The following is a 17,686-nucleotide window of genomic DNA, read 5'->3' as shown; positions in this document are numbered from 1 at the left end:
ATCTCTCTTGGCAGTTGAACTCCGCGCCCCGCTGTTCGTGCAGCAGGGCCGCTACGACGCGCTGGACCTGCGCACGATGATCGGCGGAACCCGGGGCGCCCACGTCGGCGTCGCCGGGCCCACCGCCCTGCTGGTCGAGAAGGTCGACAACCCCACCCCGCGCGTGAGCGTCGGGGCGGGCTCGGTCTGGCTGCCCGACGACGTGGCCGTCTCCCACAAGGGGGCCGTGCACTTCGCCAACCTGGACGCGTCGATCCAGCTCCAGTGCTCCACCCCCAAGCCCGGCGAGGCCGCCCGCACAGACCTGGTCGTCGCCTTCGCCGACCCCGACTCGGCACCGGCCGGGCCGCTGCTGATGGACATCCGCACCACCGCGGACCAGTACATGCAGCCCGTCACCTACGCCGCCGACGGCACCCCCTACGCCGCCGCCTCCGGTACGCAGGTCACGAAGGAGGGCGCGAAGGGGTGGTCGATCGCCGTACTCGCCGAGTCCACCCCTGGCGCGCGCGACTGGCCCGTCCCGTCCAACTGCATCCGCCTGGCGCTGGTGAGCATCGCCCAGACCGGCATTACCGGCATCGAGGACCAGCGGTTCGTCGTCGCCGGGCAGCTCGACACCACCCCGCTTCGCCAGCTCCGCACCGCAGGCGCCCAGGGCATCGCCCAGGCCGCGACCGGGGCACCGGCCGGCAGCCTGGTCTACGACTCGGTCAGCACCGCCCTGTACAAGGTCACCGGGCCCGGCACCACCGCGCCGGTCGTCCCCGGAGCGGTCCGGGTCGAAGCGTCCTACCAGGCCGGGGACGGCGCATGGGGAAACGAGGGCTGGCACCAGTTCACCGCCCCGGCTGCCCCCTACCCCCGGCTGGTGACCGTCTCCTTCGAGGTGAGTTACCGGGGTGAGTTCGGCGAAGGGTGGATCACCCCGATCGTGATGGGGCACGGCGAGCGCCGCCGCGCCGGACGCCCCCAGTACACCCGGGCCGGTGACAGCCGCGACGCACGCGGCCAGGCCACCGTCCGCGTCCCGGCCGGCACCCCGCTCAACGTCTCCGGCAGTGTGTCCCCGGACAACACCGCGAACAACAACGTGAAGTTCGTCGCCGCGTGGACCAGCTACGCCGAAGCCGTCATCACTGTGGCGGCCTGATGAGCGAGGACAACGGCTACCGCGTGATCCTGTCCGAGTTCAAGGGCGGCCGGCTGCTGGCCGAGCTGCCCGTCTCCGGACTCAACTACCGCTCCATCCTCAACGCCCCCGGTGCCGCGAGCTTCACCGTGCCGCTGGCCGCCGAACCGCTGGCCGGACTCGACTGGTCGCTCGTCTCCCCGTGGCGGATCATCGCCCACGTCCAGCGCGGCAGCCGCGTTTTGTGGGGCGGCCCGCTGCTGACCTGGTCGGTCGACCTGGCGGCCGAGGAGATGACGCTCGACTGCGTGGGCCTGTGGGAGTACTACCGGCGCAACATGATCAACCTCGGGTACTCCACCGGCACCACGCCGCGTGAGCAGACCACCATCGCCCGCGAGCTGATCCAGACCTTCGCCGACGATCCGTCCCCGGTCACCCCGGGGCAGCCCGGCTACTGGGGCAGCAACGGGCCCGGCGCGCTGACCTTCGGCCCGGACCTGGACACGATGAAGCGTGAGCGCACCTACCCCTGGTACGAGTGGAAGTCGGTCGGTGAGGCCGTCGAACAGCTCGGCGCGGTGATCAAGGGATTCGACTTCCGGATAGACCACGACTGGGACGTGGACGCCCGCGTGATCCGCAACCGGATGCGCTGGTTGCACCCGGCCGGCGGGGTGGACACCGGCATCGTCCTGGAGCACGGCACCAACTGCACCGTCACCTCCGTCACCTCCGACGGCGACAAGATGTGCACCGAGACCGGCGTCAACGGCGCTGGCGAGGGCTGGTCGCAGTTGAAGTCCTGGTGGTACAACGGCCAGTTGGAGACCGAGGAAGGCCGCCGCATCCCGCGCCTGGCCGCCGTCGAGACCAACAACTCGGTGGTGCGCGTCGACACCCTGACCGCGCAGGCCGAGCGCATGACCGCCGTCGGAGCCTTCCCGATCGTCGTCCCCGAGGTCACCTTGCACCCGGGCGGCGAGTACTCCGCCGCCGAGCTGCGCGTTGGCCACAAGATCCGCGTGCGCGCCCGCACCGCGCGCTGGCCCGGGATCGACGCCGAATACGTCGTCCAGGAGATCGCCACCAAGGTCACCAGCAGCGGCGAGGAGACCACCCTCGCGCTCGTCCCCGTCTCGGTCTTCGAGCGCGTGGACGACTGGGTGAAGGGAGAGCTGGTGATGGCCGCATGACCGTCTACGGCCGCCCCACCCTCGCCGACGAGTTCCAGACCATCGGCACCCGCCTGTCCGCGATGGAACGCACCGCCAGCGCGCTCGGCGCGGTCTTGCCGATGACGCCCTACCGGCCCGGGCTGGACGTCGCCACCACCTGGCGCGCCGCCGCCACCATCCCCACCGCAGGCATCGCCCACCCCGTCCTACGCCTGGACTGCCGGGTCGCCAGCCGCACCGGCGCGAACGTCTGGCTCCGGCTCTTCGACGTCGACAAGGCCCGCGCGGTCACCGCCGAGTGGAAGTACACCGGCGACGCGCTCAACAACGGATGGGTGCGCCTGGACTGGGTGCTGCCCACCGGAGGCGGCCAGCCCGGCGAGTGGCAGCGCCTCCTGCTCCAGACCCGCACCGACGTGGAGGGCGGCGGCACCGTCGACCCCGGCGTGGCCATGGCCCTCCCGGTCAACCAAGCCCCCGGCGCGACCGAGGCCGGCACCTGGACCCTCGTCCAGCTCCCGCCCGGCTACGCCTGACCCACAGCTGCAACCCGCGCAGCAGCCCCGCCCGAACTCCCGGGCGGGGCTTCCCTGTTGAAAGGACCCGCACCTATCTCCCGCGAAGCAGTGATCACCGAGGCCCTGAAGTGGGCCGACCAGAACTACCGGGGCGGCCTCTCCCCGAACGGCAAGTACTACGACACCCCCTTCGGGAAGTGGTACGCCCCGGGCTTCAACCACGAACCCTTCTGCGACATGTTCGTCTCCTGGTGCGCCGACAAGGGCGGCGAGGCCGCAGCCGTCGGCCGCTTCGCCTACTGCCCTTCGCACGTCCAGTTCTTCCGCAACAAGGGCCAGTGGCACGGCCGCGACGAGCAGTTCCGACGCGGCGACGTCATCTTCTTCACCTGGGACGGCGGCCCGAGCGCCGACCACGTGGGCATCGTGCTGGAGGACTCCGCCCCCGGCCAGCCGGTCAAGACCGTCGAAGGCAACACCGCCCGCACCTCCGGCGCGGGCCAGGGCTCCGGTGGCTGCGTCGTGCGCAAGACCCGCCCCCGCTCCACCGTGCTCGGCGTCGGCCGCCCCGCCTACACCTCCGGCGGCACCACCACCCCGCCGACCGGCCAGGCCGTCACCATCAACGGCAAGCCGTACGGCCCCGGTGCGCGCGGCGAGCACGTCACCGTCATGGGCCGCGCCCTGGTGCGCGCGGGCTGCTCCCGCTACACCGAGGGCCCCGGCCCCGTCTGGGGCAGCGCGGACACCGAGTCCTTCCGGGCCTGGCAGCTCAAGCTCGGCGACACCGACAGCGCCGACGGCATCCCCGGACCGAAGCAGCTCGCCCGACTCCTCACCGAGTTCGGCGACGCCCCCGCGCCGCAGCCGCCGGCCACCCGCACGATCACCATCCGCCGGGGCATGACGCTCGGCGGGATCGCGGTGGCGCTGGGCACCACGGTTGCCGGGCTGCTCTCCCTCAACCCGCAGATCAAGGATGCGGACCGGATCACCGAGGGCCAGCAGATCACCGTCCCCGCCGCCACCGCGTCCCCGACGGCGGCCCCGGCCACCGAGGTGCCCGCCCCGGATACGGCTCCGGCCGAGTCCGAGACCGAGCAGCCCGCCCCCAACCCGGACCCGCTGCCGACCCCGGCCCCAGGTGCGGCCAGCCACACCGTCGTGGCGGGCGACACCCTCTCGGCCATCGCCGCCCGATACGGCGTCGGCCTGGACGCCGTGGTCAACGCCAACCCGCAGCTCGCCGACCCGGACCGGATCGAGGTCGGGCAGGTCATCAGCCTGCCGACCGCCGCTGCCGGAGCCCCCGCCGCGCCCGTCCACACCGTCGTGCCCGGCGACACCCTGTGGGACATCGCAGCGAGCCGCCGCGTCACCCTGGAGGCCCTGGTCGCCGCCAACACCACCACCGTGGCGAACCCCGACCTGATCTTCCCCGGCCAGGACATCGTGATCCCGGACGGCTCCGCCCCCGTCCCGCGCCCGGCCCCGCCCAAGGCGGCCCCCGCCCCGGCTCCGGAGCCCGCCGCGTCCGAACCGGCCGAATCCGTCCCGGCCCCGCCGGTCGAGGAGGTGCCGGCCACCCTGAGCACCGGCTACTCGAACGACCTCGCCGGGTGGATCGAACAGGCCCGGGACATCCTCCGGGCGAACGGCGACCTCGTCCCGTCCGCCGCTGCGATCGAGCACCGAGCGATGGTCGAGTCCGGTGGCAACCCGCTCGCCGAAAACCACTGGGACTCGAACGAAGCGCTCTACGGCGGGACGTACGGGCTGCTCCAGACCATCCGGCCGACTTTCGACGCCTACTCGCTCCCCGACCACCGCGACATCCTCAACCCCGTGGACTCAATCATCGCCGGAGTCCGCTACGCGAACGCGACCTACGGCTCGTTCGAGTCGATCGCCTGGAACGAAGGGGGCTACTGATGCCCGAGAACGAGCCCCTGGGCGTGGTCATCGGCCCGAGGGAAATCTATGACCAGCTCGTGGGCGTCCGGGAGGACGTCCGCTCCCTGGCCCAGAGCAGCGACGCCGTGGACCAAACGCTCCGCGACCACGAGGAGCGAGTCCGCGCGTTGGAGGTCTGGCGCTACGGCGTCGTGGCCTCCGGCCTCGCGGGCGGCACCGCCCTGGCCGACGTCGTCATACGCCTGAAGGGCTGAGCACATGGAAGACCTGAAGACATGGATCACCGACAACCCGGTGAAGACCCGCGCGGCCGTCGTCGCGCTGCTGACCGTGCTCGGCACCGTCGTGCCGAACCTCGCCGGCATCGAGACGAACGAAGCCCTCGTCGGTCTGCTGTTGACCGTCGCCACGATGGCCGCCGGCCACTCCGCGGGTAAGCACGTGGTCACCCACGCGACCGACGCGGCTCGCACCGAGGCCGCCCGCGCTGAAGCCCTCGCCGAGTGCTGCGCGTGCCCGCACCCGGTCCCCGTTGGGGTCGGCGAGGACGGTATGAAGAGCAAGCGGTGAACCTGGGCCCCGGCTCGTCTTCGGACGGGTCGGGGCCCTTTCTTCGTTCCGGGGAAGGGCGTGGTGGAATGGATGGCTGGCCCCGTTGGTTGTCCAACGGTCTCTGGCCGACCTGAGAGGAATCCATGCCCCCACGCAAGAAGGCCGCCGCGTCTGACTGGCAGTCGGTCCCTGGCGCCCAGGAGCTGATGGACAAGGCGCTGCCGCTGGCCGCCGCAGCGAAGGAGTCGCGCGACTGCGGCCCGGTCGCGGCGGTGGTACTCCAGGCGACGCTGCTGTTCAAAACTCCGAAGGGCTTGCCCGACCTGCGCCGTAGCGGGGGGCAGGCGCGAGGGTGGATGTCTGACCTCCTGGACGCCATCGGGTTCGCCCCTCCACGGCTCGCCCCCATGGACGAACGGAAGAAGGTCGCGAGAGAGCGGGAGAGCCTGGCTCAGGCAATCCGCGAAGCTCTCTCCCCGGTGCGTGTCGACTTCATCCGCCAACTCGATGACCGTCCCGAGGAGCTTGAACGCCTCTTCCCGGGCTTCTCCTCCTCGGATGAAATCTTCGAGCACTACAAGATCATTCCGAAGGCTCAGCGCGAGATCCGGATCGCTCGGTATAACCGCCGGATCTCGCTCCAGAAGCTCGGTGCCCTTCTGGCCGACGATGATCTACCTATCGCGCCGGCCGACGGCGCGGAGGCGGTCCACGCTGTCCACCGCCTCGCCACCGGCCTGACTCCGGGTCTTTTCGACGGCACGGACACCGAGACTGCGGAACTGCTCCGCCAGGAACTCGCGGAGACCCGCGCCGCGCTGCTCGCGCTGGAGAAGTCCCTGAGCTGACCTCCGGCCCCAGGCCCCGCCCTCCCCACCTCGGGGAGGGCGGGGCTTTTTCGCGTTCCGGGCCTGCCGCTGGCGTGCTTGTTAACCGTGGCGCCTCAACGGTTGTGGAGAGGTGCACCGGGTTGGCCGGCGCGCCGCCCCAGGTGCCGGTGTTAACCGTGGCCGCTTAACAGTGGCGAGGAGGTCTAGACATGAAGAACATTGCCTTGATCGGCCGGGCCCGGTCCGGGAAGGACACGGCGGCCGGGGTCCTGGCCGAGTACGGGTTCGCCCGGCTCGCGCTGGCAGATCCGCTGAAGGCCATGGCGTACGACGTCGACCCGGTGGTGGGCACCGAGCTGCTGGGCGTCAACGCCCCGGCCCCCGTCCGCCTGGCCGACGCGGTGGACCGCTACGGCTGGGAGGCCGTGAAGGACAGGTTCCCGGAAGCCCGGCGCTTCCTTCAGCGGCTCGGCACGGAGGGCGTCCGGCAGCACGTCGACCCGGACTTCTGGATCACCCGCTGCCTGCGGGCCGCCGCTGTCAAGCGCGGCCCGGTCGTCGTGACGGACGTGCGCTTCGTGAACGAGGTGGCCGAACTGCACAACGCGGGCTTCGCCGTCTGGTTCATCGACCGGGGCGGAGCCGACGGCGACCACCTGAGCGAACAGCTCGGACCCGAGCACGCCGACCTGGTGGTCCCCAACACCGGCACCCTGCCCGACTTCCACACCCGAATCCGCGAAGCCCTGGAGGCCCTGTGACCCTGCGCGAGCGCTTCGACGCGATCGACCGCACCGCTACCGCGATCGAGAACGTCGTCTTCGTCTACTCGCCCGTGCCGGACCTGCTGACGCCGGACGAGCGGGAGGCCGACGAGCAGGCCGCGAACGTCCGCGTCGAGGCGGAGGTGCCCGGCTACTCGGACACCCTGCCCTCCCTGCTCGCCGCTGCCTGACGCCAGCGAGCCCTTCGGCCCGACCCCGCGCGGGGCCGGGCCTTTCCCGTACCCCGCCACAGAGAAGAGAGCCCATGTCCGAAGGCGTCCGCACGATCCACCAGAAGGGCAGCCGGTACTACGTCCACCCGGAGTCGGGCGACCTCGCCCCCTCGGTGACGTCGATCCTGTCGATGGAAGCGAAGCCCTTCCTTCAGGACTGGTCGGCAGGCATGGCGGCCGAGGCCGCGGTGACCGACCTGGAGGTTGTCCAGCGCATCGCCGCCCGCGACCGCCAGGCGGCCGTGGACTTCCTCAAGTACTCCGCGAAGCGCTACACCAAGCTGCGCGCCGACGTGGGCAGCCTGGTCCACGACTTCTTCGAACTGCGGCTTCGTGGCGAGGAAGTGCCCTACCCGCACCACGACGTGGAGCCGTACGTCCCGGCGATCGAATCGTGGCTCGACCGCTACCAGCCCGAGCTGCTGAACGCGGAAGACGTCGCCTGGTCGTCCAGCCACAACTACGCCGGAAGCTTCGACTTCATGGTGAAGATCAACGGGAAGACGGTCCTGGGCGACCTGAAGACCAGCAAGAGCGTGTACCTGTCGGTCGCCTACCAGCTCGCGGCCTACGCCCACGCGGACCACCTGATCACCGTGGACCGCAAGATCGTGCCGTTCCCGAAGGTCGACGCCGGGGCGGTGCTGCACGTCACCCCGACCCGCGCCGAGTTCCGCCCGGTGACGATCGACCGCCCGGTGTTCGACCGATTCCTCACCCTGCGCCAGCGCTTCGCCGACGACCGGGCCTCGGATGCCGGGATCATCGGCCGCGTCGCCTGGAAGCACGAGTCCGGCCGCGCGACCGGCACCGCCCGCCGCGCCTCCTGACCAGGGCCTGTTAACCGCCACGACTCAACACCCCCGGGGCCGACCGACCGGCGGCCACCGACCCGAAAGAACGGACTGCACTTGAGCGACGCACTCGACAACATCTTCAACTCCGACCCCGAGCTGGCGGAGCGCGCGGAGCGCGCCGAGGCCAACGCCCGCCCGGACATCGCCGGGACCTTCCGGGCCTACGAGCCCGACCCGAACGGCGGCTTCCCCCGTGCCCTGCACAAGTGGCGCGTCACCAGCGCGGTGCCGGCCGTCGCCGACGCCGTGGCGGAACTGCTGGGCGGCACTCCTCACGAGCTGGACACCGAGGCCGAGGACGCCATCGCGGTGGACACCGACACCGACCGGGTCGAGGTCGTCATCGACGGACCCGACGCGATCCAGTTCGACATGAAGCACTGGGTCAACGGCAAGTTGGCGCACCACTGCGACACCCGGGCCTTCCTGTCCCCGCCGGAGGACGTGGGTGTGCCGTGCCGCTGCCCGCGCACCATCGCGGAGCTGAAGGCGCGGGCGAAGGACGAGCGGGGCCCCAAGCCGGACATCCGCATCGCCTTCACCCTGGCCCACGACCCGCACCTGGGCGTCTTCCGCTACAAGTCCAGCGGCTGGTCGCTGATCAGTGAGCTGCCCGCGCTGAAGAACTCGCTGGCCAAGGTCGACGGCCCCGCGCTGGTGAACCTGATCAACGAGCGCGTGAACTACACGAGCAAGGCCGGCCGAGAGGTCGACTACCAGAAGCTCACCGCCAAGGTCATCAAGGCGTACGAGCAGGCCATCACCGACACCCCGGCTTCGGCCGTCGAGGAGGAGCCGCCGTTCTAACCGGCGCTCCACCCAGCACCACCACCAGCGGGACCGGCTTCTTCGGAGGCCGGTCCCGCTCCCGTTTCCCTGGAGAGAGAACCCCGTGCACACCCCCACCACGGCGGAGCCGATCCCGGCCCGCCTCGTCAACGTCCTGCCCGCGACCGACCGCGCCCAGGAGATCATGCGCAGCGCCTTCCGTGAGTCGCCGCGTCCGCCGTCGGCGGGCACCCGCAACTCGCAGGCCAAGCTCACCGAACGCAAGGTCCTGGCGATCCGGCGCGCCGCCGACCTGGGCGCCAGCCTCTCGGCCCTCGCGGGCGCGTTCGACATCTCCGAGCGGGCGTGCCGTCACATCGCGCGGCGGACCTCCTGGGCGCATCTGCCGGAGGAGGGTCCGACCCGGTGACCGACCACTCCACCCCGCTGTGGAAGGTCCCGCCCGAGGAGCGCCGGACCTTCCTGCACGCCCGTGCGCGGGCGCTGGCCGCCGAGGGGGCGGCACCCCGGCGGCTGCTTCGGGCCTCGGACGCCGCCCACACCGTCGACTTCCGCGAACCGCGCCAGGGGGAGGGCGAGACGTGACGTACCGCATCGGGGCGGGCATCGCCCCGCCGCTCGGCGACCTGCGGCTCGCCGGTCCCGGGGACACCCTGCTCTTCCTCCACGACGCCCGGCAGCGAAGCGACTTCGCCCGCTACTGGGAGGCCGCGGCGGTCGCCGTCTTCCGAGGCGCGGCCATGACGGTGGTGACCGCCTAGTGACCAACCGCTCGAAAGCGAAGGGCACCGCGTGGGAGTCCGCGGTGGCCGACTACCTGAACGAACAGCTCGGCCAGTACCGGACGGGCTGGAAGGACGGCGACCGCGCCGTCCGCTGGAAGAACCCCCTGGACCCGGACAACGTCCGCCGCAACGTCCAGGAGGGCGCGGCCGACATCGGCGATCTCGGGGTGCGCCCGTTCGCCGGGGAGTGCAAGGCCGAGAAGTCGTACGACCTTGCCTCGTACGTCCGCCAAGCCGAGGTCGAGGCGAAGAACGCGGGGCTGCCGTTCGGCGTCGCGTACGTGAAGCGCCCCCGCGCCCAGGTCGAGGACGGGTACGCCGTCACGTCCATCCGCACCCACGCCGCGATCGTCCGCGCTCTGCGGGAGGCCGGTTACTAGATGAGGAGAGGGCAGTGCGCATGCAGGAGATCCTGGACCGCCTGGAGGAGTGGCGGGACTACCAGGCGGGCGAGTGGGTGGCGCGCTGCCCGGCCCACGACGACGGGAAGCCGTCGCTGTGGATCAACTTGAAGACGTCCGGCATGGTGGGCATGGCCTGCCGCGCCGGGTGCCGCTTCGAGGACATCGTCGCCGCCCTGGACCTGCTGCCCCGGCACCTGTTCAACGTGGACGCCGAGGGCCTGGTCGCCGTGGCTGAGGCCCGGCCCGAACCAGTCTCGCCGTTCCTGACGGCGGGCCTGCGGGTGTGGCTGGACAGCCTGCCGGCCGGTGAGGTCGACGCCGCCCCGGCCTTGGCCTACGCGCAGAAACGTTTCGGCCTGGACGCGGCCGAGCAGGACCGGCTGGGCCTGCGCTGGTGGCCCGGCCCGCAACCGTGCCCCGAGTGGGTTCCCGGCTCGTTCGTCCGGTATCCCCGCCTCGTCGTGCCGATGCACGACTTCGCGGGAGTGGCCAGGGGCGCCCAGGGCCGGGACCTCTCGGGGCGCTGCCCCGGACGGTGGATCTCGCTCGCCAACCCGGAGGGGTTCGAGTGGCAGCGGTACGGGGTGTTCCCCGGCCCGGACCCCGCCGCGCCGTGGGTGGTGACCGAGGGTCTGTCGGACCCGCTGGCAGTCGTCGCCGACGGCTACAACGCGGTCGGCGTGCGCGGGGCCGCGATCCTCAACAACGACCCGGCCACGGTGGACGCGCTGGCCGCCGGCCTGGCGGGGCGCGACGTGCGGGTGTGCGGGGACAACGACCGCTCCGGCGACGCGTTCGCCCGCACGATTCTGGCCGCCCTCCACGAACGGGGCGTGCCCGCAAGGCGGTTGACCCTTCCCGCCGGTTTCAAGGACTACGCAATTTGGAGATCCACCCGGTGACGGTGTGCAACATAGACCGACTGACCACCCCCTTCGTGCCGGAGCGGCCGTCACTGACGCTGCCCCCGGAGCAGGCGGTGGCCGCCTACCGCGAGGCGGCGTCCCGGTACGGGGCGAGCGACATCGTCAACGCCCACGCCTTGGTCCAGTTCATGAAGGGCGGCATCAAGTACGCCGAGGGCGTCGGCTTCCACGTGTGGACGGGCACCTGCTGGACGCGGTCCGAGGTGCTGGTGCGCCAGGCCGCGCACGACCTCGGGGCGGCGATGGTGGAGACGCTGGCCCGCGAGAAGGAGATCATCCGCGCCGCCCTGGAACTGAAGCTCGCCGGGGAGGCGCTGGACGCCGAGTACGAGAAGCAGGTGCAGGCGCTGCCGCTGGCGAAGGCCGCGAAGGGCTTCACGATGGCCCGCAGGATTGACGACCTGATCCGCGAGCTGGCGTCGGTGCGCGGCGTGCACTGCGACGTGGACGACTTCGACAACCGGCCGCACCTGATCTCGTTCGCCAACGGGACCGTGGATTTGCGCACGGGCCGCCTTCAGCCGCACGACCCGGCGGACATGCTGACGAAGTCGCTGCCGTGGAAGTACGACCGGCTGAAGAAGGCCAAGCGGTGGCGGAGGTTCCTGAAGGAGGTGTTCCCGAACGAGCCGCTGATGCCCGACTACATGCGCCGCCTGTGCGGCTACGGCATCACCGGGTCGACCGCCGAGCAGGCGTTCGCGGTGTTGGTCGGGGTCGGCGCGAACGGCAAGAGCGTGTTTTTGGACTCCCTCAGCTACGTGTTCGACGCGCTGTCCGAGACGACCCGCTTCGAGACGTTCGAGGACCGGGGCAGCTCGATCCCCGCCGACCTGGCCGCGCTGCGCGGGGCCCGGATGGTGATGGCCTCGGAGGGTGAGGCCGGGAAGGCGATGAGCGAGAGCGTGCTGAAGCGCGCAACCGGCAGCGACCGGCTGACCGCGCGTTTCATGCGGGAGAATTTCTTCACTTATCAGCCGACTTTCCTTTTGTGGCTGGCGTCCAACCATTCCCCGAATTTCCGCTCGCAGGACACCGGCCTTTGGAGGCGGGTCAAGCTCATTAAATTCGACCGCTACTTCAAGCCGGAGGAGCGGGACCACGGCATCTTCGCCGAGCTGCGCGAGGAGGCCGAGGGGATCGCCGCGTGGGCCGTCCAGGGAGCCGTCGAATGGTACGCCGAGGGCCTGAAGGAGCCCGACTGCATCAAGGCCGCCACCAGCAACTTCAAGGAGAACTCCGACGCCTTGGCGGAGTTCCTGACGGACGTCCTGGTGAAGGTCGACAGCGACAAGAGCCACGTGCCCGCCCAGGACGCCTACAACGCGTACCGGGACTGGTCGGAGGCGCAGGGCGAGAAGGCGTGGACCCGCCGGGGCTTCATCAGCGCGCTGGACGAGCGAGGCATCCGCCAGCACCGCATGACAAAGGGCCGCGTGCTGCTGGGCGTGCGGTTCGCGGGCCAGCAGGTTCCGGCAGGGCCGGGAGTGTTCGACACCACCAACGACTACTAGGAAGCGAGCGCATGCGGGTACACCCGTACCGACTGGCGGGAGAGCCGGTCGAGATCAAGGTCGCCGAGAACGGTGACGACCTGCGGGAGTTCCGCACATGGTGGACCGCGCACGCCAACGCGGGCACGCTGATCGGTTTCGACACCGAGACCACCGGCCTGGCGTGGACGGACCGAATACGGCTGGCGCAGTTCGGCGACACCCACACCGCGTGGGTGATCCCCGTCGAACTCGGCCGGCCGTTCCGCGAGGCGGCACGCGAGGCGCTGGCGAAGCTGCCGAGATTGGTTGCGCACAACCTCGCCTTCGACGCCCTGAAGGTCGACAGCGAGCTGGGCATCCGGCTCGAAGACCTCTACCCCCGGGCGCAGGACTCCCGGGTGGCCGCGCACCTGCTCGACAGCCGCCACGACTACGAGGGCGGCGTCGGCCTGTCCCTCAAGCCGCTGTCGGCCTGGTACGTCGACCCGGCCGCGCCCGACACGCAGGGCGACCTGACGCAGGTGTTCAACGGGCTGGGGTTCACGAAGGCGACCGGGTGGGCGGGCATCAGCCTGTCGCACCCCGTCTTCGAGCTGTACGCCGGTCTCGACGCCTTGCTCGTCGCCCGGCTGCTGCCCAAGCTGCTGGCCCGCTACAAGGCCGAGGGCCTGCGCTCGGCGCTGCTGCCCTACGAACACCGGCTTGCGCTGGTGTGCGCGAAGCTCCAGCGGCGCGGGATGCTGATCGACCCGGAGTACACCGAGGGCCTGGTCGGTCGGCTCGGCGCGCAGAAGGAGAAGTTCTCCGCTGTGGCGGCGCGCTTCGGCGTCGACTCGGTGAACAGCCCGGACCAGGTGGCCGGCGCGCTGGCCGGGATGGGCGAGCGGTTGACGGAGAAGACCGACAGCGGCGCGCTGTCGGTGGCCAAGGAGGTGCTTCTGCCGCTGGCCGATCTCGATCAGGACTGGAAGCGCCTGGGGATGCGCGAGCCCAACGTGCTCGCGGACGCCGTACTGCGGGCGAAGAGGGCCGGGAAGTGGTCGACCAGCTATGCCCAGGCGATGCTGGCGGGCCGCGATGCCTTCGACCGCATCCACCCGAAGATCAACCCACTGGGCGCCCAGACCGGCCGGGCCTCGCACTCCGACCCGGCGATGGCACAGCTTCCCTCCCACGGGTGGGAGATCCGGCGCGCGGTGGTCGCCGAGCGGGGCCACGTCTACTTCAGCGTGGACCAGCAGGCGGTCGAGCTTCGGGTGCTGGCCGCCCTGTCGGGCGAGACCCGGATGACCCGGGCCATCGCCGCCGGGCACGACCTGCACGGGTACGCCGCCACGCTGATGTTCGGCGAGGAGTACACCAAGGCCCAGCGGACCCTGGCCAAAATTGCCGGGCTCGGCACCGCCTACCAGGGCGGCGCGGTGACGCTGGCCAAGCAGACCGGTCAGCCGGTCGACGTCATGCGCGACACCCTCCAGCGCTACGGCAAGGCGTTCCCCGGCATCAAGCGCTGGGCGCGGAAGATGCAACGGGTCGCGCTGGCGGAGCGGTGCACGATGACCACGGTCACCGGCCGCAGGCTCCACCTGGACCGGGACAAGCTCTACAAGTCCGTCGCCTACGCCTGCCAGTCCACCGCCCGCGACACGATGGGACAGGCGCTGATCAAGATGGACGAGCAGGGCCTGACCCCCTACCTGACCATGTGGGTGCACGACGAGGTCGTGGGCACCGCCCCGAAGAAGGAGGCCGCGGACGTCGCCCGCGCCTGCGCCGAGGCCATGCGGATGGACCTGCTGGGCGTCCCGCTGGACACCGACGCGGAGGTCTACGGGCCGAGCTGGGCCGACGGCTACAAGCTGCCGAAGGAGTGGGCCTATGCGGCGTGAACCGGAAAGCGAGTTCACGCAGTTCTGCGAGGTCTGCGACGACGAGAAGCCCCTGCCGCAGTTCGGGAAGCGCAAGCGCGCCCCCAACGGGCGGGCGAACGTCTGCCGGCCGTGCGTGAAGGCCGCCAACAACCGGGCCAGCCGCGACCCGCAGGTCATCCGCAAGCGGCGCGACGCCCGGCTCCGCAGGGTCTACGGCATCACACTGAGCGACTACGAACGCATGGGTCGCAGCCAGCGGTGGCGGTGCGCGATCTGTGGTCAGAAGGCCGCCGCAGGGGATCGCCTGGTGGTCGACCACGACCACGACAAACCTCACGGACGGTCCGTCAGAAGGCTTCTGTGCAGGGGAGAGAACGCCGCGCTCGGGCACTTCGGCGACTCATCCGACCGAGTCGCACAAGGAGCGGCATACCTCCGCAACCACGGCAAATGAGACAGACATCACATTAAGTGGTCTTTACCTATGAATACGCAGGTAACAGGCATGATCAGGACGAAAGTCTCTATTCATTTGTTTTCTACCGTTTGAGCACACTTCGGACACATGCTTATGATCCACTCCGCCACGCCGCGCCGGAGGATGCGCGGCCAGTAACTAGGAGTCACGATGCGGCAGGGAGGGTGGTCCCGTTCCGGCGGTTCTCGCCGCCTTCTCCGCCGCATCGGACGAATCCGACGGGAGGTCGCCCGGACCATCACCCCGGCCGTGGCGCTGGCTGTTCGCCAGGCCATGGGCATCACCGATGGCAGCCGCCTCAGCCTTGAGGCGCTGGCCCCGGAGCAGGCCGGACGTGACCACATCCGGCAAATGCTGCGGTCCTTAGTGGACCTGCATGCCAGATGTGCCATCCGCCCTCCGTCGCGCAGGACCCGGAGTCTGCGCGCCCTCCTCGTGCGCCTTGCCCGCTGCATGGCCCTGATCTCACGACGTCTCACCCTCTCGGATTCGACGGCACCCTGCCGAAGAAGCCCAGGAGTCACCGCGGCCTGACCTGACGTCAGGCCGCTGCCCGCCCTTGCCCTTCGGCTGACCCGAACCGGCAGGGGCTTCTTCATGCCCCGACGCGGCCGTGCGCCCGCCGGGGCTTCTTCATGCCCTGACGCGGCCTGAGCGCCGGCCGGGCATTTCGCCATGCCCTTTTGCGGTCCGCCGCGCGGCGATACCGCACGCCCATCTCTCTGTTCTGTACATGCCAAGGAACCACCATGCCTTCGTCCTGCATCACGCCCGCCCTGATCTCCCTCGCCCAGACCCCCAAGCCCCTCACCGCCCTGACCGGCATGGGCAAGCTCGACCGGGGCCGGGTCGCCACCGAGGAGATCCTGACCGAGCTGGACGGCATCGCCCGCTCGGTGGCGCGCAAGCGCGCGGCACACATGGAGGGCGACAGCCACCAGGCCGCCCAGGACATCGCCCAGGAGATGCGCCTCTCCTTCTGGCGCGCGATCCACACCTGGGATACCGAAGGCGACAACACCGCCAAGTTCACGAGCTACGCCTTCCAGCGGGCCAAGCTCGACGGCCGCTCGGCGGCCACCCGCGAGATCGCCCCCGGCGTGGCCCGCGACAGCGCAGGCACGTTCATGGGCGCCCTGGCCCGCTCCGGCGGGGACTTCGAAGCCGCGAAGGCCGAACTCGTCAACCACCCCGAGACCAGCGCCCGCTTCTCGCCCGACCGGGCCGCCACCGTCGCCGCAGCCTTCGAGCGCCCCGTGCCGATCACCGCCGTGCCGGACAGCGCACTCGACGCCTCCACCGCGCAGGACCCGGACCGTCTGGTCGAGTACACCCCGCTCGGCACCACCCCGCGTGCCGCCCGCCTTCGCCTGGCGGTCAAGGACGGGCTGCCAGTCGTCGTCGCCGCCACCACTGCGGGCTGGTGCACCACCCTCCAGCCCTCCCTGGCCCTCAACCCCCTGGAGGTCTCGCGCGACGCCGTTCGCTGCAAGGGCGTGAAGGTCACCGGCACCAAGCGGGGCAAGCACGCCAGCGGCGCGATCGTGGACCACGAAGCCGACGCCGACACCAGCGCCCGCTTCACTGCCGCCGCCGAGGTGAAGGCCGGCGAGCTGCTGGCCGCGATGTCCCCGGGCGAGGCCGCCATCGCGCGCGCCGCCTTCGGCTTCGACGGCGAGCCCCCGATGCTCACCTCCGCCGGGAAGCTCGACGCCACCGCGATAGCCGAGGCCCTGGGCAAGACCCCCGGCACCGTGAAGGCCACGTGGTCGCGCGCCCTGAAGAAGATGAGGGCCGCCGCGTGACCGCCGCTGTTAACCGCCCCGACTCAACCCTTCCGAGCCCCTACGGAAGGAACGCGAGATGAAGTCCCCGGTCGGAACCTACGAGCTGTCCGGCGGCGCGGTGCTGCGCGTCTTCGCCGACCCCGGCCACAGCGACGGCTACGGCCTGGAGATCACCCACAACGGCGAGAGCGTCCGCTACGACGGCGGGCACACCGCCCGCGAAGTCCACGCCTTCATGAACCTGTTCACCTGACCGAGGAGAGAGAACCCCGTGATCGAGACCACCGAGCACAAGGCCACCCTGACCGTCCGACTCGGCTCCGTCGTCGGCGTGCGCAACGAGCGCATGCACGGCGTCCTCGCCCTGTCCGTGGGTGCGGAGACCGCCCGCCCCGCCAGACTCAGCGCCGACCAGTGCCGCGAACTGGCCGCCTACCTCGCCCGCCAGGCCGGAGAACTGGACCGCGCCGCGAAGGTCGAACGCGTCTCCGCCCCCGAGCAGACGGCCAGCGGGCTCTTCGACCGCACCGCGCCGGCGTCCCGCTTCGGAGTCTGGGAGAAGCGGTGACCCGCACCGAGGCCCTGGCCCTCGCCCAACAGACCGTCACCCAGATGGCCACCAACCAGCGCGGCTACCAGGACCAGCCGCTCGACGCCCGCGTCAGCGCCGTCCTGCGCATCGCCAACTACCTGACCCCCACCACCGGAGAGAACACCGATGACCACCGCGACTGAGCAGCAGACCGTCCACCTGGACGAACGGCACTTCCCCTGCAAGTACGACGGCCCCCGCGACTACGCCCGCACCCACGTGGACGGCGAGGGCGACATCGGCCTGCTCGTCCACTGCGGCGAGACCGCCGCCTCCATCTACCTGAACCCCGAGGTCGCCGAATCCCTGGGCAACACCCTCGTCCAGGCCGCCAACCAGTCCCGCAACACCGCGCTGGAGATCGAGCGCGTACGCCAGGAGGAGGCCGAGGCCGCCCGACGCCTCGGTGAGATGGAGGCCGCCCGACAGGCCGAGCAGTCCCGCCAGGCCGGACAGCCCTACCTGGCGGCCGGCGGCTCCACCTCGCCCTCCGCTCTCCCGCAGCCGGTCCTGGCCGACCAGCTCACCGCCCCGCAGCCGATCGTCACCGAGACCCCGCCCCCCCCCCCCCCCCTCCCCC

The 17,686-nt window shown here is 70.9% G+C and carries 24 protein-coding genes; all 24 read left to right on the top strand.

Going from position 1 to position 17,686, the window contains the following annotated elements; translation table 11 throughout:
• The first annotated feature begins 7 nt into the window (after window positions 1-7).
• The gene (locus tag ADK60_RS38360) at window positions 8-1,153 is read left to right on the top strand and encodes a hypothetical protein (protein ID WP_053651486.1); all 1,146 of its coding nucleotides are present in this window, start codon (window positions 8-10) and stop codon (window positions 1,151-1,153) included.
• Window positions 1,153-2,328 (top strand): hypothetical protein, encoded by a 1,176-nt coding sequence (locus tag ADK60_RS38355; protein WP_053651484.1) that lies wholly within the window; start codon window positions 1,153-1,155, stop codon window positions 2,326-2,328. The genes ADK60_RS38360 and ADK60_RS38355 overlap by 1 nt, the downstream gene beginning before the upstream one ends.
• Window positions 2,325-2,846: a hypothetical protein gene (locus tag ADK60_RS38350; RefSeq protein WP_053651482.1), complete on the top strand. Its 522-nt coding sequence runs from the start codon at window positions 2,325-2,327 to the stop codon at window positions 2,844-2,846. Before ADK60_RS38355 ends, ADK60_RS38350 begins: the two co-directional genes overlap by 4 nt.
• A gap of 90 nt (window positions 2,847-2,936) precedes the next feature.
• Window positions 2,937-4,760 carry a LysM peptidoglycan-binding domain-containing protein gene (locus ADK60_RS38345; RefSeq protein ID WP_053651480.1) on the top strand — a complete coding sequence of 608 codons (1,824 nt, stop codon included), beginning with the start codon at window positions 2,937-2,939 and terminating at the stop codon, window positions 4,758-4,760.
• Complete coding sequence (locus ADK60_RS38340; protein ID WP_053651478.1) at window positions 4,760-4,996, top strand: hypothetical protein; 237 nt, start codon at window positions 4,760-4,762, stop codon at window positions 4,994-4,996. The genes ADK60_RS38345 and ADK60_RS38340 overlap by 1 nt, the downstream gene beginning before the upstream one ends.
• 4 nt (window positions 4,997-5,000) lie before the next feature.
• Window positions 5,001-5,312, top strand: a complete 312-nt coding sequence (locus ADK60_RS38335) for a hypothetical protein (RefSeq protein WP_053651476.1) — start codon at window positions 5,001-5,003, stop codon at window positions 5,310-5,312.
• A 125-nt stretch (window positions 5,313-5,437) separates the two neighbouring features.
• Window positions 5,438-6,142, top strand: coding sequence for a hypothetical protein (locus ADK60_RS38330; RefSeq protein ID WP_053651474.1), 705 nt, complete (start codon window positions 5,438-5,440; stop codon window positions 6,140-6,142).
• 191 nt (window positions 6,143-6,333) lie between these two features.
• A complete protein-coding gene (locus ADK60_RS38325) occupies window positions 6,334-6,885 on the top strand; it encodes a deoxynucleotide monophosphate kinase family protein (protein ID WP_053651472.1) in 552 nt (183 codons plus the stop codon).
• Entirely contained in the window at window positions 6,882-7,079 is a 198-nt protein-coding gene (locus ADK60_RS38320; protein WP_053651470.1) for a hypothetical protein, read from the top strand. Before ADK60_RS38325 ends, ADK60_RS38320 begins: the two co-directional genes overlap by 4 nt.
• A gap of 74 nt (window positions 7,080-7,153) precedes the next feature.
• A complete protein-coding gene (locus ADK60_RS38315; protein WP_053651468.1) occupies window positions 7,154-7,951 on the top strand; it encodes a hypothetical protein in 798 nt (265 codons plus the stop codon).
• A gap of 81 nt (window positions 7,952-8,032) precedes the next feature.
• Window positions 8,033-8,785 carry a recombination directionality factor gene (locus tag ADK60_RS38310; RefSeq protein ID WP_053651465.1) on the top strand — a complete coding sequence of 251 codons (753 nt, stop codon included), beginning with the start codon at window positions 8,033-8,035 and terminating at the stop codon, window positions 8,783-8,785.
• Between the two features lie 85 nt (window positions 8,786-8,870).
• Entirely contained in the window at window positions 8,871-9,176 is a 306-nt protein-coding gene (locus ADK60_RS38305; protein WP_053651464.1) for a hypothetical protein, read from the top strand.
• Complete coding sequence (locus tag ADK60_RS38300; protein WP_053651462.1) at window positions 9,173-9,352, top strand: hypothetical protein; 180 nt, start codon at window positions 9,173-9,175, stop codon at window positions 9,350-9,352. The genes ADK60_RS38305 and ADK60_RS38300 overlap by 4 nt, the downstream gene beginning before the upstream one ends.
• On the top strand, window positions 9,349-9,528 hold the full coding sequence (locus ADK60_RS38295) for a hypothetical protein (RefSeq protein ID WP_053651460.1): 180 nt from the start codon (window positions 9,349-9,351) through the stop codon (window positions 9,526-9,528). The genes ADK60_RS38300 and ADK60_RS38295 overlap by 4 nt, the downstream gene beginning before the upstream one ends.
• A gap of 44 nt (window positions 9,529-9,572) precedes the next feature.
• Window positions 9,573-9,932 (top strand): hypothetical protein, encoded by a 360-nt coding sequence (locus ADK60_RS38290; RefSeq protein ID WP_159400752.1) that lies wholly within the window; start codon window positions 9,573-9,575, stop codon window positions 9,930-9,932.
• Window positions 9,933-9,952: 20 nt separating this feature from the next.
• A complete protein-coding gene (locus ADK60_RS38285) occupies window positions 9,953-10,858 on the top strand; it encodes a toprim domain-containing protein (RefSeq protein ID WP_053651457.1) in 906 nt (301 codons plus the stop codon).
• The gene (locus tag ADK60_RS38280) at window positions 10,840-12,396 is read left to right on the top strand and encodes a DNA primase family protein (protein ID WP_053651455.1); all 1,557 of its coding nucleotides are present in this window, start codon (window positions 10,840-10,842) and stop codon (window positions 12,394-12,396) included. Before ADK60_RS38285 ends, ADK60_RS38280 begins: the two co-directional genes overlap by 19 nt.
• An 11-nt stretch (window positions 12,397-12,407) precedes the next feature.
• A complete protein-coding gene (locus tag ADK60_RS38275) occupies window positions 12,408-14,267 on the top strand; it encodes a DNA polymerase (protein WP_053651454.1) in 1,860 nt (619 codons plus the stop codon).
• Entirely contained in the window at window positions 14,257-14,703 is a 447-nt protein-coding gene (locus ADK60_RS38270) for an endonuclease domain-containing protein (RefSeq protein WP_053651452.1), read from the top strand. The genes ADK60_RS38275 and ADK60_RS38270 overlap by 11 nt, the downstream gene beginning before the upstream one ends.
• 773 nt (window positions 14,704-15,476) lie before the next feature.
• Window positions 15,477-16,532: a sigma factor gene (locus ADK60_RS38265; protein WP_053651450.1), complete on the top strand. Its 1,056-nt coding sequence runs from the start codon at window positions 15,477-15,479 to the stop codon at window positions 16,530-16,532.
• Window positions 16,533-16,590: 58 nt separating this feature from the next.
• Complete coding sequence (locus tag ADK60_RS45435) at window positions 16,591-16,767, top strand: hypothetical protein (protein ID WP_159400751.1); 177 nt, start codon at window positions 16,591-16,593, stop codon at window positions 16,765-16,767.
• An 18-nt stretch (window positions 16,768-16,785) separates the two neighbouring features.
• On the top strand, window positions 16,786-17,082 hold the full coding sequence (locus tag ADK60_RS38260) for a hypothetical protein (RefSeq protein ID WP_053651448.1): 297 nt from the start codon (window positions 16,786-16,788) through the stop codon (window positions 17,080-17,082).
• Complete coding sequence (locus ADK60_RS45430) at window positions 17,079-17,249, top strand: hypothetical protein (protein ID WP_159400750.1); 171 nt, start codon at window positions 17,079-17,081, stop codon at window positions 17,247-17,249. The genes ADK60_RS38260 and ADK60_RS45430 overlap by 4 nt, the downstream gene beginning before the upstream one ends.
• Window positions 17,233-17,686 (top strand): hypothetical protein (locus tag ADK60_RS38255; protein WP_199839857.1); only part of this gene is annotated, 454 nt, incomplete at its 3' end. The genes ADK60_RS45430 and ADK60_RS38255, both read left to right, overlap by 17 nt.

The organism is Streptomyces sp. XY431, from assembly GCF_001279805.1.
GTDB classification, from domain to species: Bacteria; Actinomycetota; Actinomycetes; order Streptomycetales; family Streptomycetaceae; genus Kitasatospora; species Kitasatospora purpeofusca.
Note: the sequence above shows the minus strand (reverse complement) of the source record. Positions and strands in the feature narration are given on the sequence as shown.